Source organism: Bacillus sp. RAR_M1_44, assembly GCF_020165935.1.
Taxonomy (GTDB): domain Bacteria; phylum Bacillota; class Bacilli; order Bacillales; family Bacillaceae; genus Bacillus; species Bacillus altitudinis.
Genome location: NZ_JAIUKX010000001.1, coordinates 1,536,523 through 1,552,957 on the forward strand (window position 1 = coordinate 1,536,523; position 16,435 = coordinate 1,552,957).

18 protein-coding genes are annotated in these 16,435 nt (G+C 39.2%); 9 read left to right on the plus strand and 9 right to left on the minus strand.

Annotation, left to right across the window (positions count from 1 at the left end; translation table 11 throughout):
- Positions 1-2 precede the first annotated feature (2 nt).
- A complete protein-coding gene (locus LCD34_RS08225) occupies positions 3-350 on the plus strand; it encodes a P-II family nitrogen regulator (RefSeq protein ID WP_007497589.1) in 348 nt (115 codons plus the stop codon).
- A gap of 81 nt (positions 351-431) precedes the next feature.
- Here LCD34_RS08225 and LCD34_RS08230 read toward each other — a convergent pair whose 3' ends face one another.
- Positions 432-1,328 (minus strand): peptidoglycan DD-metalloendopeptidase family protein, encoded by an 897-nt coding sequence (locus tag LCD34_RS08230; RefSeq protein ID WP_039165313.1) that lies wholly within the window; start codon positions 1,326-1,328, stop codon positions 432-434.
- Positions 1,329-1,455: 127 nt separating this feature from the next.
- Between LCD34_RS08230 and LCD34_RS08235 the strand changes: the two genes are divergently transcribed.
- Complete coding sequence (locus LCD34_RS08235; RefSeq protein WP_008343345.1) at positions 1,456-1,953, plus strand: GNAT family N-acetyltransferase; 498 nt, start codon at positions 1,456-1,458, stop codon at positions 1,951-1,953.
- A 234-nt stretch (positions 1,954-2,187) separates the two neighbouring features.
- Here LCD34_RS08235 and LCD34_RS08240 read toward each other — a convergent pair whose 3' ends face one another.
- Genes LCD34_RS08240 through LCD34_RS08250 form a run of 3 tightly spaced genes read right to left on the minus strand, consistent with a single transcriptional unit; the run spans position 2,188 to position 5,085 of the window.
- Positions 2,188-2,718, minus strand: a complete 531-nt coding sequence (locus tag LCD34_RS08240) for a TlpA family protein disulfide reductase (RefSeq protein ID WP_039165310.1) — start codon at positions 2,716-2,718, stop codon at positions 2,188-2,190.
- Complete coding sequence (locus tag LCD34_RS08245; RefSeq protein WP_224558778.1) at positions 2,715-3,284, minus strand: MauE/DoxX family redox-associated membrane protein; 570 nt, start codon at positions 3,282-3,284, stop codon at positions 2,715-2,717. The genes LCD34_RS08240 and LCD34_RS08245 overlap by 4 nt, the downstream gene beginning before the upstream one ends.
- A gap of 1 nt (position 3,285) precedes the next feature.
- Complete coding sequence (locus LCD34_RS08250; protein WP_146270878.1) at positions 3,286-5,085, minus strand: ABC transporter ATP-binding protein; 1,800 nt, start codon at positions 5,083-5,085, stop codon at positions 3,286-3,288.
- 98 nt (positions 5,086-5,183) lie between these two features.
- Here LCD34_RS08250 and LCD34_RS08255 point away from each other — a divergent pair, with 98 nt between their 5' ends.
- Positions 5,184-5,693 carry a hypothetical protein gene (locus LCD34_RS08255; protein ID WP_017360027.1) on the plus strand — a complete coding sequence of 170 codons (510 nt, stop codon included), beginning with the start codon at positions 5,184-5,186 and terminating at the stop codon, positions 5,691-5,693.
- 48 nt (positions 5,694-5,741) lie between these two features.
- On the opposite strand, the gene LCD34_RS08260 is transcribed toward LCD34_RS08255, so the two are convergent.
- Positions 5,742-6,140 (minus strand): hypothetical protein, encoded by a 399-nt coding sequence (locus LCD34_RS08260; RefSeq protein WP_007497596.1) that lies wholly within the window; start codon positions 6,138-6,140, stop codon positions 5,742-5,744.
- A 516-nt stretch (positions 6,141-6,656) separates the two neighbouring features.
- On the opposite strand from LCD34_RS08260, the gene LCD34_RS08265 reads away from it, so the two are divergent.
- The 4 genes from LCD34_RS08265 (at position 6,657) to rpsN (ending at position 8,932) form a co-directional block, all read left to right on the plus strand.
- Positions 6,657-7,079 (plus strand): DUF5362 family protein, encoded by a 423-nt coding sequence (locus LCD34_RS08265; protein ID WP_007497598.1) that lies wholly within the window; start codon positions 6,657-6,659, stop codon positions 7,077-7,079.
- Positions 7,080-7,219: 140 nt separating this feature from the next.
- Positions 7,220-7,369, plus strand: coding sequence for a 50S ribosomal protein L33 (gene rpmG, locus LCD34_RS08270; protein WP_003214771.1), 150 nt, complete (start codon positions 7,220-7,222; stop codon positions 7,367-7,369).
- A gap of 80 nt (positions 7,370-7,449) precedes the next feature.
- Positions 7,450-8,646 carry a GTP-binding protein gene (locus LCD34_RS08275; RefSeq protein ID WP_041507895.1) on the plus strand — a complete coding sequence of 399 codons (1,197 nt, stop codon included), beginning with the start codon at positions 7,450-7,452 and terminating at the stop codon, positions 8,644-8,646.
- 16 nt (positions 8,647-8,662) lie between these two features.
- The gene (gene rpsN / locus LCD34_RS08280) at positions 8,663-8,932 is read left to right on the plus strand and encodes a 30S ribosomal protein S14 (protein WP_008343369.1); all 270 of its coding nucleotides are present in this window, start codon (positions 8,663-8,665) and stop codon (positions 8,930-8,932) included.
- Between the two features lie 254 nt (positions 8,933-9,186).
- Here the strand turns inward: rpsN and moaA are convergent, their stop codons facing one another.
- Both moaA and fdhD read right to left on the minus strand, forming a co-directional pair.
- Positions 9,187-10,194, minus strand: coding sequence for a GTP 3',8-cyclase MoaA (moaA, locus tag LCD34_RS08285; protein WP_041091416.1), 1,008 nt, complete (start codon positions 10,192-10,194; stop codon positions 9,187-9,189).
- 10 nt (positions 10,195-10,204) lie between these two features.
- Positions 10,205-10,993: a formate dehydrogenase accessory sulfurtransferase FdhD gene (fdhD, locus tag LCD34_RS08290; protein WP_224558779.1), complete on the minus strand. Its 789-nt coding sequence runs from the start codon at positions 10,991-10,993 to the stop codon at positions 10,205-10,207.
- A 134-nt stretch (positions 10,994-11,127) separates the two neighbouring features.
- Between fdhD and LCD34_RS08295 the strand changes: the two genes are divergently transcribed.
- A complete protein-coding gene (locus LCD34_RS08295) occupies positions 11,128-12,393 on the plus strand; it encodes an OFA family MFS transporter (protein WP_224558780.1) in 1,266 nt (421 codons plus the stop codon).
- 82 nt (positions 12,394-12,475) lie between these two features.
- A complete protein-coding gene (locus LCD34_RS08300) occupies positions 12,476-14,824 on the plus strand; it encodes an FdhF/YdeP family oxidoreductase (RefSeq protein ID WP_019743252.1) in 2,349 nt (782 codons plus the stop codon).
- Between the two features lie 51 nt (positions 14,825-14,875).
- Here LCD34_RS08300 and LCD34_RS08305 read toward each other — a convergent pair whose 3' ends face one another.
- Together LCD34_RS08305 and LCD34_RS08310 are read right to left on the minus strand one after the other, a co-directional pair.
- The gene (locus tag LCD34_RS08305) at positions 14,876-15,550 is read right to left on the minus strand and encodes a VWA domain-containing protein (protein ID WP_224558781.1); all 675 of its coding nucleotides are present in this window, start codon (positions 15,548-15,550) and stop codon (positions 14,876-14,878) included.
- A gap of 81 nt (positions 15,551-15,631) precedes the next feature.
- The gene (locus tag LCD34_RS08310; protein ID WP_080934067.1) at positions 15,632-16,330 is read right to left on the minus strand and encodes a VWA domain-containing protein; all 699 of its coding nucleotides are present in this window, start codon (positions 16,328-16,330) and stop codon (positions 15,632-15,634) included.
- Positions 16,331-16,435 lie beyond the last annotated feature (105 nt).

Consider the following 16,435-nt stretch of genomic DNA (forward strand, 5'->3'; position numbering starts at 1 on the left):
CTATGAGCAAAATGTATAAAGTGGAGATTGTCACACGTCCAGCTAATTTTGAAACATTAAAGGTGGAGCTTGGAAAGATTGGTGTCACCTCGATTACCTTTTCCAATGTGCACGGCTGCGGATTACAAAAGGGACATACGGAACTATACCGTGGCGTCAAAAAGGAAAGCAATGTGTACGAACGTTTAAAGATCGAAATCGTCTTAAGCAAAGTACCTGTTGAACAGGTCGTGGAAACGGCTCAAAAGGTACTTCGTACAGGAGAACCAGGGGATGGGAAGATTTTTATATATGAGATAGAAAATACAATCAACATTCGGACAGGTGAAGAAGGACCTGCCGCCTTATAATCCATCCTCCGCCGAGTGCGGGGGATTTTTTAAGACAGAAAAAAACCTCTGCATATTCATATACACAGAGGCTGCAAGGTATTAAGATTGTTTTGTTTCTTCTGACTGACTGCGGTCTTTAGAGGAATCTGAAGACTTTTCTTGATCAGAGGATTTCCCCTTCTCATCAGACTTATCTTCAGATTTTTCTTCAGCCGGTTCTTTTGCCTTATCGTCAGCAGCAGGTTCCTTCGTTTTTTCATCAACTTTTGGCTGAGCAGGTTCTTTTGCTTCTTCTGTCACTTCTTGCGCTGCTTTTTCAATGGAAGAAACAGGCTTATCAATGAAGCTAAGTGGATTAAGCGCTAAACCTTCCATACGAATTTCAAAGTGAACATGGTTGCCGCTTTCAGCACCATATAGATTCTTACCAGAAGCACCGATGACATCATTCTGCTTTACTTCATCGCCTTCTTTTACACTCACTTGAGACAACGATTGATAAACAGTAGACAATCCATCTTCATGTTCAATTTCAACAACGTGACCGAGAACTGGATCTTTTTTCGCCTGAACGACTGTTCCACTAAGAGCAGCTGTGACATCAAACACTTTGCCATCTTTATCTGCAAGATCAATACCTTTGCTTAAGGTATAGGTGTTATTATAGTTTACAAGTGCTGCTTCTTTTTCTTTTTGATCAGCATCTGCTTCATAGAACTTTTTCACGACAGAAACATTCTCAGAATTCTGGACCGGCATAGCGACATTTTCAATTGGCTTTCCAACTTCAACGGCATCATCACGCTGTTCTTGTCCTGTTTGATTTCCATCAGATAGTTGGTCTTTCACATCTTTCGATACAGCTTGATACCAAAGAACGGCTGTTAACACGACCGCTGCGCTGACCAAGTAAATAGCAGGGAATACCCAGCGCTTACGGAAAAATTGCTGAACTTTTGTGATTTTGGAAGTACGTTTCTTTTCTTCCTCTCTCATTTTTCATCACCTCAGCAACATTCTGAACACTTTTCAAAAAATATATACACACGAAATCATTTTTCTTTTTATTTTGCGCAATCGCATCAATAATATGTATGATGAATGAAAAAAGATGGGGGTACATATGGTGAAAACTTTCAACCGCATGGCAACAGAAGATGACCTCAAAGAAATCGTCGATATCTACAATTCAACGATTGCTTCAAGAGAAGTAACGGCCGATACAGAACCTGTTACAGTAGAAGACCGCCGTCAGTGGTTTTTGAATCATTCAGAGAAACGTCCTCTCTATGTGAAAACAGATGAGGAAGGAAATATCTACGGCTGGCTCAGTTTTGAAACGTTTTACGGCAGACCTGCATACAACGGTACGGTTGAAATGAGTATTTACTTGAACCAAAACTATCGAGGAAAAGGTTTAGGGTCACTGTTCTTACAAGAGGCGCTCGAATTGGCACCCTCATTAGGCATCCGAACGTTACTTGCCTTTATTTTCGGCCACAACGAAGCCAGCATCAAATTATTTAAGAAGCACGGATTTGAGACTTGGGGACATTTGCCACGCATCGCAGAAATGGACGGCAATCGGTACGACTTAGATATTTTAGGAAAAGAGTTATAAACGGAGCGTCTCTTGAAGAAAGAGACGCTTTAGATTGTTGACAAAGGGCTAAAATGAACTTGATTTTAGCCCTTTGTCTTCTTTTCATCGTGATAGAAAACCTTTGCAGTCTAGGAAGGACGAGTACTGGTGCGGAGCGAATTTCACATTCGTGAGCACCAGCACGCAGGACTGACAAAGAATGCGAGGGTTTGTCTACACGCTGGAGCGTCTCTTGAAGAAAGAGACGCTTTTTTATGAAGCATGCACCAACTGCTCAAATTGCTTCGCATTTTGAAGCGATTTTCTTTTCAGAATGATACCATGTTCATCAATCAGAAGCGCTTGCGGAACAACTGTTACTCCATACAACTCCATAATTTGTGATGAGCGCATATAAACAGCTTGCTCCGGCAGCAATTGAAGAAGCGAGGCATCATCGGCTTGTTCATCTCCATTTATAACAATCACATGAGCATCATCATGTGAAGTTTGAGGCTGCAAATCAGACAAAATACTTTTACAAGTCATACAAGTAGAATTCACAAATAACAGCATCACAGCTCGCCCATTTTGCAAATACTCCTTCAAGATCACCTTTTCACCTACATGCGAATAACTGCGAAATAACGGAGCCGGGTCACCAATATCCGCTTCCTTCAATTCAATTCCATCAAGGGACTTTATTTTATTCATAAATCTCCCGATAAAACGGGCAAGCAAAAACACGACAGCCAGCTGGGCAATGACAATTAATAACACAATGATTAATAAAATATCTGTCATTTCATTTTATCTCCTTCTATAATTGATCCATCTGCAATCTGGAATGAGTCGATCCACTTTCGCTTCAATAGCACAATTTCTTGGCTGACCGCTATGATCAAACAGACAGCCGCTGCAATGAGAAAACAAATCATTTTCAACCGCAATGAAATCATTTCAACACTAGGATGTACATAAAATAACCCTGCCACAAGAGTAAGCATCAGCAGATTACGAATCACAATCCCCCAATGCAGGCGATCGTTTTCCAGTAACCCTCCACAACCGCACGAAATATCACGATGCCCCCTAATTAAATTGAACGTAACCGCTCCAGTATAAATACATAACAGGGCTGTAAGGCCAATTGCAGGCAGGATAGACATGTTCCATATAAACAAATGAATCGTACAAACCAACTCAATCGACAAAAACACATAAAACATGGGTGCCGCGAAAGAAGGCGGCAGCAGCCGATAAGCATTGATCTGCTGAACATGTGCCTTCTGTTTCCTTGCTTTATCCAGCCATGCACCTGCAAAAATGATTCCTAGTAAATAGACGCCTATGAAATAAAAGACACTCACCTTACACCATCTCCTTTTGTTGAAATAGTTGAGATTGTGCCTCGTAAAGCCTTCTGTACTCTCCGTGCAACGCCATCAGTTCATCATGGTTGCCCTCTTCAATAAAAGCACCATCTTTCATGACGATGATACGGTCTGCTAAGCGGGCCGCTCCCATACGATGTGTAATAAACAAAACCCCTTGATCCTGCGTATGATCGAATAACTTTCGAATGAGCGAGATCTCCGACAGCGGATCGAGAGCAGAGGTCGGTTCATCTAAAATAATAAAATCACTTTCTCTAAAGAAGGTTCTCGCCATCGCAAGCTTTTGCCATTGTCCGCCAGACAATTCATGTCCCTCTTCAAAAAAGCGACCTAGCTGCGCATCATATGTGTCTTCCATTTGATTAATTCTTTTCTCTATACCTGCTTGGCGGGCGGCTGAAATCAACCGCTCTTCCTCTTCTATATCATCAATACGGCCAAACCCTATGTTTTCTCTCACAGTGAATTCGTACTTCATAAAATCTTGAAAAAGAACAGCCATTCTCGCATGATAGGTCTTTTTATGGATGGTGGAAATATCCTCTCCATTGACTTTGTGCATATTCTGTTGATCTGGATCGTATAAGCCGGTTAAACATTTGATTAAAGTGGTTTTACCGGATCCATTATCTCCTACTAATGCAATTCGCTCACCTTTATTCATATGAAAATGAATATGCTCAATCGCTGGTTTTTTCATATTCGGATAAGTAAAAGAGAGATTGTCTAATGTAATGGACTGGATATGCTCAATTCCCTCAAGCGACGCTGCCTCTTCCGTCTGTTCATGCATTTCCTCTTCTCTCTTTTGAAAAGCTCTCATTTCATCAACATATAGGCTTGTTTCATATAAACTAGAACATTCCCTTGTTAAATCTTGAAACCCACTTTGAATGTTTTGTACAGCTTGTAGCACTGCAACAAACGTACCCGCTGCTAATTTTTTTTGAAAAATAAGAAAGACAATCAATAAACCACAGCACACATAGGCCAATGTCATGAGCAACCCGCCTGCCATCTCCCAGCGCACTTGGCGTTTCAGCAAATTATATTTTTCATCTGCACTTTTAATGTAGTGTCCTCTCCACTTTTGAAGAAGATAATTCCCTATTCCATATAAACGAACTTCCTTTAAAGAATCTCGCTGTGCGACGAGATCAGACACATACATTTCTCTTCGATCATTAGCCGTTAACAAACGATTTAATCGATAACGTGCGCCTCCAAAGAAAAGTTCAATCCATAATACAGGCAAGGTAAACAAGAACAATATGACCGCTAAGCCCCAATGAATACCGATCATATAGATAAGAAGTGATACAACAGTAATCAACGCGCTCATCATTGTAAAAATACTTCTCACCATACTGAGAACATGCTGATGACTGTTCATCACACGTTGACTTTCATTGTAAAAGGACGGGTGCTCAAACGTAATAAACGGTAGTCTTATCGCTTTTTGAAGCAATTCACCTTTCAAATGCAGACCAATCAGATTTGTCGCTTTCTGTTGACTAAGCTGAAGAATGAATTGAAGTCCATATCCTAAAATCACAATGACCATTTGCAGTCCAAATAACCACAAAACCTTTTGGATGTCACCTGAAGACGTCATAAATAAAATAATTTCATTAATCAAAGTTTGAATAATCCAGACACTAGCCAAAGGCATAAAACCAACGATCACTTGAATGAACAAAGTTAAAAGAAGATAAGAACGACTTTTTTTCCAAGTATAGGAGATTGCATATAAACAATGGTTCACTGTACTCATGAGATGCTCCACCTTACACCATTTAGTATAATTGACATATTTTTGATATTTGTAATATGATAGCTTTGCGTAACTTCACTTTGAGAGGACGATATACGATGAATTCAATTTTTCTTATACAGCTCGCTCTTATGATTTGCAGTCTTCTATTAACGGCTGGAATTATCATCTATTTAAAACAACAGATGCAGCTTATCATTTTACCTATAGAACACGTGGGGCAGAAACTTGCGCATCCACTTCTCGAACAGCCATCACCCATTCACATGAATGATCTGCTGCAAACAAATCGTACACAACAATTACTGATCTTCACTGACACAGCATGTCCGCACTGCATTCCATCACTCGAACAATTCCTAGAAACAAAAAAGCAGCGTAAACTAAACGTTTCATTGAGTATTTTGTTGAAAAACGGGCAAAAAAAGGACCAAGAATTATATCGTGATAACGAAACAAACTTGCGAATTATTCCGGTAGACGAACAATTGATAAACGCATTCCAAATTCAGGAGTTTCCGTTCTACATCATGGTAGAAGACAATGATACCATCTCATATGCAGCACCTTTTCCAGACGGTCTTTATTCAAGACTAGCTGCAAACTAAAGATAAATGAGGCATGTGAAGAGCATCAAACACATGCCTCATTTTTTATTACTGTGAATTTGGCTGAACATCCTTCCCTTTTTCCTCTGCAGCGATTTCATTAGCTTCGCTTGAAGCGGATGTTTGTTCCTCAGCTTGTTCAAACTCACTGCGAGCTTCATTTGAAATGTCAACTTGATCACCGTGCTGATTCACAGTAACGGAAGAAGACCCCTCTTTTTGAACCTCTTTCTCTAGTTCCTTTAATTTAGAAACATGAAGCTCTAAATCTTTTCCTTGCTGAACTAAAGTCAGTTGTTGAAATAACGCCTTTCTCTCTTCTGGAGAATGGTCGCCTTGAACAATTTGCGCTGCTTGGGTCAAAAAAGAATTTGATGTATGGCCTGCTTGACGCTTATTTGACGTCTGCATAGCATTTGTTACTAATGAAATTGGAGTTATGCTCATGCGTTCACACCCTAATAAATAAGATACTTAAATTTAGCAGCCACATTTAACGCGTTCTTGGCTAGTACAAATCTCACCTGTGTCACGATCCACATAGTAACGGAAAGTTCCAACGCCTTGAAGGAAACAAGTTGGTGCTGATTGGCAAGAAGTTACCAATCTTTGCAAAATACATCTAGCAGCTGCAGGTTGAACATTGGTCATTTTGTTTAAAATTCGATCTAACATATGAATTCCACCTTCCAATTTTTATGGTAATACAATACAATAATAACCAATTGATAGACAACTAACAACATATTTTGATAAATTTTCTAATTACTTCAAACTACTTTTCTTATTTACGACAAAATTTTTCGATTATAATTGTAGTAATTGTTACTTTTTTCGTATTCGAAAATAATTTATTTATCCATAAAAAGTAAATAAAAGATAGAAATAAGGTCAATTCACTCTTCCTAAAGTACTACTTGCTCAAGTATGATATAGAGTGAATACATAAAGGAGTGAACACAATTGCAACAAACTGAGAAAATCATTCAATCTCTTCATTCAATAACAAAGTGGGGAAAGGTTGGGAGCATCTTTCTCTATATTTCAGGTGGTCTATCCATCCTCAGTGGGTTTTGGCTTGTTCTTCCTGCTGCCATTGGCGTTTTTCTGATTATGATGGGAATTCATGTCCAAAAATCCGTGAAAGCAGCTGAACAATTGATTCAAGCGCCTGATACTTCTTACGAAGAATTATTGGAACAATATGCTAAGATGATGAAAATGCAAACACTGTTTGCGATTTCAAGTATTGCCGCCGTTATTCTCTCATTCATCGCGATCGTTTTGATGTTTATACTAGGCGGGCTAGCCTTTCTCCAAGAGCTTCCTACCGATGTCCAACAGTACGAAGATTATTACGAAGAAGAACTTGGTGACTTTTATTAATAGAAAGGGGTATCAATAAAATGCGATACCCCTTTTTTATTTGAGTTGGCATAGCCTTGATACTAAACTTGACAATCAGCCTTTATCATTTTAAAATACAAATCGTAATCATTACGGAATAAAGGAGGGTTATAGCACTTATGCGCGTGAAAATCACCTTAGCCTGTACAGAAACAGGTGACAGAAACTATATCACTACAAAAAATAAACGAACGAACCCAGACAGATTGGAGTTAAAAAAATATTCTCCACGATTAAAGAAATACACCCTTCATCGGGAAACAAAATAATTTTCGGGATTCAAATCGTAACGATTACTATTTAAGCGAGGCGGCATACAAAATGATTATGTTCAAAAGGACTAAACCAAATGGATAAGAGAATACCTGTCACAGTTCTAAGCGGCTTTTTAGGAGCTGGAAAAACCACGATATTAAATCATGTTCTTCAGAATCGTAAAGGTCTAAAAGTAGCTGTTATTGTCAATGACATGAGCGAAATAAATATTGATGCAGAATTAGTTAAGCAAGGCGGAGAACTCTCTCGATCAGATGAGAAACTGGTTGAACTATCTAATGGTTGTATTTGTTGCACATTGAGAGAAGATTTATTAATTGAAGTAGAACGCCTTTGTAAGGCTGGGAATATCGATTATATTGTCATTGAATCTACAGGTATTAGTGAACCAATTCCTGTCGCTCAAACTTTCTCTTACATTGATGAAGAAATGGGCATAGATTTGACACGTTTTTGCAGATTAGACACGATGGTAACGGTGGTAGATGCAAACCGTTTCTGGACAGATTTCCAGTCAGGAGAAAGTTTATTGGATCGTAAAGAAGCAGTTTCAGATGATGATGAACGAGAGATTTCCGATTTACTTATTGATCAAATTGAATTTTGTGATGTGCTCATTATCAATAAATGTGATCTTGTATCGGCATCAGAACTAGATCGGCTTGAGCACGTGCTAACCAAACTTCAACCAGAAGCAACCATTATTAGAACCTCTAAAGGTAACGTACAGCCTAGTGATATTTTGAATACTGGTTTATTCGATTTTGAAAAATCTAGTGCTTCTGCGGGCTGGATCAAAGAAATCAATGCTGGACACTCTCAGCATACGCCTGAAACAGAAGAATACCAAATCTCATCTTTTGTTTATGAAAGAAGGCTTCCTTTTCATACTGGCAGACTGAATGCATGGTTAGATCAAATGCCAGAGCAAATCGTTCGAGCGAAAGGATTTACATGGCTAGCGACACATCATGATTTAACCATTTTAATTTCACAAGCCGGAAAATCTGTGGCAATTGAACCAATCGCATACTGGATTGCTGCCTTGCCTGAGCAAGAACGATCACGGATCTTAAATCAGGAACCAGACATTCTAGATGAGTGGGATGCAGAGTTTGGTGATCGACATACAAAACTTGTCTTTATCGGTGTAGATTTACCTAAAGCAGATATTATTCGTACACTAGATCAATGCTTACTCACACCTGAAGAATTTGATCAAGATTGGACAACGTTTGAAGACCCCTTTCAATGGAACATACACACTTAAACCAGGAGGGTTTTAAATGGCAAAGAAATCAAAAATTGCAAAAGAAAAAAAGCGGCAGCAGCTCGTTTTGAAATATGCACAATTAAGGAAAGAGCTAAAAGAAAAAGGTGACTATGAAGCTTTGCAGAAACTACCTAGAGACTCTTCACCCACTCGCTTAAAAAACCGCTGTGAATTAACTGGCCGTCCTAGAGGTTACTTGAGAAAATTTAAAATGTCTCGAATTGCTTTTCGTGAGCTTGCCTATAAAGGACAGATTCCAGGAGTGAAAAAATCGAGTTGGTAAAGATTGATTTGATCTTAGCATAGTTCCTGTCAATGTAAAGCAGGACAAAATGAATAAAAATCTTTTTTTCATCCTTACTCCGTCAATTTTGAGGTACAAAATAGCATTTTAAAAAAACAGCAGAATCTCTGCTGTTTTTTTATGGGGATGAGCTTATAGGAAAGATTGTCCTGATGTTAAAAGAAGATTTTCAACAGTGATTATAGCATTTTCTCTTCTTTTCAAAAATCGATGATCATGATACTTTGTTGTCATTACCCGCCGATGTAGGACATCTCAACTTTTTTCTGATCTTTCTTTTGCTCTCTCTCAGCTGAATATTGATCCTGTCTGTTTGACCAAAGTTCCTTCAATATGTTCACTAGATATTCATCATTTTCTGAATTACGGATGAATCGTCTCAGATCAAAGCCCGATGATGCAAAAAGACAGGTGAATAATTCGCCACGTGCAGATAGTCTAGCTCTATTACACGATCCACAAAAAGCATCTGAAACGGAAGAAATAATGCCAATCTCTCCTGACCCATCCTCATAAAAATAACGCTTGGCTACTTCCCCTTGATATCGAGGAGGTTCTGGTTTGATAGGGTATTTTGAATGAATTAGCTCCATAATCTCTTTTTTCGTCAATACATGCTTGAGATTCCATTTGTTCGTATTGCCAACATCCATGAATTCAATAAATCGTAGAATGTGTCCTTCTTTTTTAAAATAGGCTGCCATTGGTAAGATATCTTGATCATTCACACCTTTTTGGACAACCATATTGATCTTAATAGCAAGTCCAGCTTTTTTTGCAGCCTCTATCCCATCAAATACTTTTTGGATAGAAATTTGTCTTCCATTCATCTGCTTAAAACGATCTGGATTTAAAGAATCTAAACTAATGGTGACTCTATTCAGACCTGCTTTCTTTAGCTTATCTGCGTACAAAGGTAACAGCGTTCCATTGGTTGTCATCGCGATGTCTTCAATACCTGGAATTTTTGCGAGTTTTTCTATCAAAACGGGCAAATCTTTACGCATTAAAGGTTCACCGCCCGTAATACGTAATTTCACCACACCTAATTCCTTTGCAAAAAGCGCAGCAAGTCGTTCAATTTCCTCGAAGCTAAGCAGCTCTTCTTTATCTAAAAAAGGATAATCTGGTCCAAAGATTTCAGCAGGCATACAGTACGTACATCTAAAATTACAGCGATCTGTTACGGATATTCTTAAATCGCGCAATGGTCGATGTCTTTTATCCATAATACTGACCATACTTAGCCTCCTATTCTGTAATACGCTGATGATGAGTATAGATATTAAAAGATTCTCCTCTTACGAATCCAACTGTTGTTATATTTAATTCTTCTGCCATTTTAAGTGCTAACTCAGTAGGAGCTGATTTTGATATGACGATTGATACTCCTAATTTTGCTGCCTTCAACAGAACTTCAGATGATATCCGGCCGCTAAATACAAGAATTTTATCTCTCAGTGGGATTTTATGAAGTAAACAATATCCATAGATTTTATCCAACGCATTATGCCGTCCGATATCCGTCCTAGTGATGAATAGCTTTTCTGTATCACACAGTCCAGCATTATGGACACCACCAGTATGTTGAAATAACTGACTTTCCTCCTGTAAACATTTCATTAAATAAATACAAGTTTCAGCAGAAATACTGATTCGGTCAATGGCTGTTTTTGCCGTCTTCACATCTTGGAGAAAATAAAAATGTCTTCCTTTCCCACAGCAAGATCCGATCACTCGTTTTGTAAAATCTGAGGATTGGAACTGAGTTGAGTGATGTAAGTCAACATATGCAAAACCCATACTTTCATCTATTGTAAACCTTTTAATCTCTTTTTCAAATCGAATGACTCCTTCTGAAGCTAAAAAACCGATCACCAATTCTTTCAAATGATCCGGTGAACAAACGAGTGTGACAAACTCTTCACCATTCACCAGCACGGTTAAAGGGAATTCTTCTACAACTTCATCTGTTTTACATGTCATTTGACCACTGCGATATTGGTGTATGCGTCGTTTCGTTTTAACAGAAGGATTCATGATCTGATCTTCCTTTCAACACAAATTTAGTTATATGAACCAGACGAATTGTGATATTATTTTAAAAAGTCATAAAAATGTAACATATTTCTATCTTATCAAACTTTTTGTTTGCTTTATATGGAGGGAACACAATGAACAAAACAAAAAACCGTTGGCTTATCGCTACAAGTGCTGTGGGGATTCATTTATCTATCGGATCTGTTTATGCATGGAGTGTTTTTACGAATCCTTTACATCAAACCTTTCAATGGTCATTAACAGAAATAAGCCTGACATTTAGCATCGCTATTTTATTTTTAGGTTTATCGGCTGCCTTTATGGGGCATTTCGTTGAAAAGTATGGGCCGAGGGCATCAGGGCTCTTCTCAGCTATTTTCTTCGGCATTGGGATGACTGGATCAGGGTTTGCTGTTCACATGTCTTCATTATCTCTCCTCTATTTATTTTATGGTGTACTCGCTGGAATCGGATTAGGTGTAGGCTATATTGCACCAGTTTCAACATTAGTCAAATGGTTTCCAGATCGAAGAGGACTCGCAACGGGTTTAGCCATTATGGGTTTTGGATTTGCTTCTCTTATTTGCAGTCCCATTATTCAATTTCTCATTGAAAAAGTTGATATTACAAATACCTTCTATATTCTCGGAATCTCTTATTTTATCATCATGGTCGTTTCATCTCTTTATTTATCACCACCAACACCTGATGATGTCAAACAATTTAACGTGCTAAAAACAAGCCAAAGGAAAATTCCTCAAGATTTATCACAGCTCACAGCAAATGAAGCCATTAAAACACGGCGTTTTTATTATTTGTGGGTCATGCTCTTTATTAATATCACATGCGGAATTGCCATTATTTCTGTAGCATCACCGCTTGCTCAAGAAAGTGTTGGTTTCACGGCCGGTGCAGCAGCTACTCTTGTTGGAATTTTAGGTGCCTTTAATGGGCTAGGACGGATCGGATGGGCATCTTTCTCTGATTATATTGGAAGGCCAAATACGTATACGATTTTCTTTACTATACAGCTCATTGCTTTTCCCTTACTTCCCTACTTAAAAGATCCGCTCATCTTTTCAATCGTGATGGCGATCATTTATACGTGCTACGGAGGAGGGTTTGCTTCAATTCCAGCCTATATAGGAGATTTATTTGGTACGAAGCAGCTAGGTGCCATACACGGTTATATTCTCACCGCTTGGGCCGCTGCTGGTTTAGCAGGACCTTTATTTTCCTCCTTTATTCGTGACATTACAGGCAATTACACACAAAGTCTCATGGTCTTCTCTGGCCTATTTTTCATTGCGTTTATCATATCTCTTCTCATTCGGAAGGATATTAAACAACTTCGTGAATCAAATCTTACTGCTCCTTCTTCTGTCACGGTCCGCTCTTAATATGAATTTGACAGAATGACAATCTACAGGTAATTTTTAGATATGAAAACGCTTTACAAAGTAATAGGAGGGTGACGATATCATGGGAAAAACAAAACACAAGGGGCCTATTAAACTCAACAAAAAACCCTCACCAAAGCTATGGGCCTCTTTTGCTCCTATGGGGCTTGGAAAAGTAAAACCGAAACACATTCGAGACACAATGAAAGTGGCATGGGAGAACAAAGATAACCTCCCCTATGCGTACCGTATATTGACTCAGGGCGTTTGTGACGGCTGTGCTCTTGGTGTATCAGGTTTATACGATCAAACACTAGCAGGACCCCATATATGCACAACAAGACTGAATGTGCTACGGCTTAACACAATGCCAGCTATTGATCCAAAATGGTTCGAAGATATTGAGCGGCTCAAACAAATGGATAGCACGTCCCTTCGAAAACTTGGGCGTATCCCTTATCCCCTGATTCGAAAAAAAGGTGAGAATGCCTTTACACGCATTTCTTGGGATGGTGCATTAGATCAAATCGCCGCTAAAATCAAATCGATTGATAAACGTCAGCTTGCTTTCTATTTAACAGCTAGAGGGATTACGAATGAAGTGTACTATACTGCGGCGAAAGCTGCGCGATATATTGGAACAAATCATATCGATAATGCTTCTCGTATTTGCCATTCACCAAGCAAAACCGCTCTTAAACGCTCCCTTGGTATAGGTGCATCCAGCTGTAATTACAGTGATTGGATTGGAACAGATGTATTGATTTTTTGGGGCTCTGTTGCAGCAAACAACCAGCCGGTTTCCACTAAATATATGTACGCCGCTAAAAAGAAAGGAACCAAGATCATTGTCATCAATCCATATAAAGAGCCTGCAATGGAAAAATATTGGGTCCCTTCTATCCCAGAAAGTGCTTTATTCGGCACAAAAATAGCGGATGATTTTTATCAAGTCAATATAGGCGGCGATATTGCGTTTATGAATGGTGTCATCAAACATTGGTTTGAAATGGAAGAGCAAGCGCCTCATTCCGCTCTTGACCATGAATTTATCCAAGCGCATACAACCGGCATAAAAGATGTAAAGCAGCATGTCGCTCAGTTAAAATGGGCGGATCTCGAAGCATCGTCAGGCTTATCTAAAGAAAGAATGAAGGAATTCGCTGTACTGCTTGCCAATGCCAATTCAGGCGTGTTTATTTGGAGTATGGGTCTCACTCAGCATCGTTTTGCAACTGATAATATATCACAAGTCGCAAACCTTGCCATGTTACGCGGGTTTATTGGCAGAAAACATTGTGGCGTTATGCCTATTCGTGGCCATAGCGGTGTCCAAGGTTCAGGCGAAATGGGTGCTGATCCATTCGTATTGCCCGGCAGTGATTTTGATGAAGAGAATATTAAAAGAATCGAGAAGATATGGGGATTTGATATTCCAAAATGGCATGGTGACACGATTGGGCAATCATTTGAAAAAATGGCTCTTCCAAAAGAACACCCGCAAAAGCTGAAGATGCTGTTTACTAGCGGTGGAAACTTTTTAGAAACGATGCCAAATCCTGAAGCGATTGAAAAAGCACTATCCGAGCTTGAACTTCGTGTCCATCAAGATATTATTTTGAACACCTCTACACTGGTAGAAGCAGAAGAGACTGTGATTGTTCTGCCTGCAATGACAAGATATGAACAGCCAGGCGGCGGTACATCAACCAGTACGGAACGCATGGTGTATTTCAGTCCGGAAATTGAAGGGCCACGCATTGAAGAAGCCAGAGCTGAATGGGACATTTATATTGACCTAGCAAAAAGGGTTCGTCCAGAAGATGCGAAGCTGATTCATTTTGACCATGCTGAAGACATTCGTCGTGAGATTGCCATCGCAAATCGGAACTATGATGGGATCCAGCATTTGCGTCATAAAGGGGATGTCTTTCAATGGGGTGGCGCATGGCTTTGCGAAGATGGGGTGTGTCCAACACCGGATGGAAAAGGACACCTGCTCCCAGCACAGCTGCCCCAATATCGAAAAACTGAGGGGCATTTCAATATCACGACAAGACGAGGCAAGCAATTCAACTCTATGATTTACAGTGAAAAGGATGCCTTTAATGGTGGAAAGCGGCATTCTATCTTGATGAATGAAGAAGATGCGAAAGAGCTTTACGTCCAAGAAGGCGATCCTGTTGTCCTTTTCAATCAATATGGATCCTACCAAGGAGTTGCTCAATTCGGAGAGCTGAAACGTGGAAATATTGCAGTTTATTGGCCTGAAGGAAACGTGTTAATACCAAAAGGAGTTTACGAAAGCTATTCCCAGATTCCAGAATACAATACCACCGCGATATTAGAAAAAGCCGAAACCTTTCATGCAAGAAAAGATCAGCACTACGTGGAGAAACGGATTGATGAATTAGAAACGACTTTAAATTGATCCTTTATGAAAAAACAGCTGGGGGTTTCTCCCCAGCTGTCTATTCACATCTTATTGACCAAAAGAGTTCGCTTCTTTTTGAAGAATATGATTCAATTCTTCTGCATTTGCTGCTGGTTGATATTGTCCACCACCAGCTTTGGCAACAGATTTTAAACTTTTTGCTTCTTTTTCATTTACATCGAAGCCAATGATATTGACGATTGTGTCAATACCTTCTTCATGTAATTGCTTCGCTGCTTGTGATGGGCTTCCGCCACATGTTTCCTCACCATCGCTGACAACATATACAATATTTTTTCCTTCAGCTTGGTGATCTTCAAAATCTTGTTTCGTATCAGTTAATGCTTTGGCAAGTGGTGTCCAGCCTGTTGGACCATACACATTTAGCGCTTGTTGAAAGGCTGCTTGCTCATATGTTCCAAATCCATAAACTGCTTCGGAACTTGCACAAGAAACGGCTTTTCCTGCATTTTTATTCGTTCCTTCATGACCAAAAACACGAAGCAAGACTTTTGTATCTTCTGATAAAATACTTGCGAAACTTTGGATCGAGCGTTTTGCGATATCGATTTTCTTTTCGCCTTCAACCGATTGTGCCATGCTTCCGCTTAAATCAAGTAAAATCACCACATGAGCAGGCTCCTTTTTCGTTACAGCATGAGCTGGTGAAGAAAGAAGCAGAACAAGACTCGCTAAAATGGTTAATATAATATTTCTTTTCATTAAAAAATCTCCCTTTTTTTCATTTGTACAGAAAAAGAGAAACGAAAGCATCAATCAATCGTTTCCCTTTTCTTCAGCAAGTTATTCGTGTAGTTTTAATGATTCTGCTGTAAGGATAGAACCCATTTCTTTCCCAGTGCTTGCTTGGTAGTAATGACCTTTACCAGCTTTAGCTACTTGCATCAATTGACCTTCATAGCCATCGTTAAAGTCTAATCCAATCACATTGACTACAGTAGATCCCTTTGAGTTATGAAGCTCTTTCGCTACTTTCACTGGATCTCCACCACAAGTTTCTTCACCATCAGTAATTAAGTACACAATGTGTTTTGTTCCTTTATGAAGCTGCTTATCTGCTTGCTTTGCACTTTCAAGAGCACGTGCAATCGGTGTCCAGCCATTTGGTCCAAGACCGTTTAGAGAGTTTTCGAAACTATCCTTTTCATAAGGCTGAACGCCATAAACGCCTCTAATGACTTCACATGATTGAGCTTTACCTGAGTTTTTGTTGTTTCCTTCAGACCCAAACAAGCTCATACGGATTTTAGCATCTTTCGGAAGAGACTGAGCAAATTTAAATACCTCTTGTTTTGCTAAATCGAATTTGCGCTCTCCATCCACTTTTCTTGCCATACTTCCACTTGCATCAAGTAAGATGGTCACTCTTACATCTTTCTTATGTTTTTTGGCTGATGCTGCTTCTGCAAATACTGGTGAAGAGATTGACATTGATAATGTCAATACAGCTAAGGTTACGAGTGTAAATACTTTTTTCAACATGCTTTTCCTTCCTCCTTATGTATTTGATTGAAACATCTTAATCGTAAAATATTCTGTCTTGGAATGGTATAGGACTCGATCCCTTTTTCTCTTTCATCAAAATCA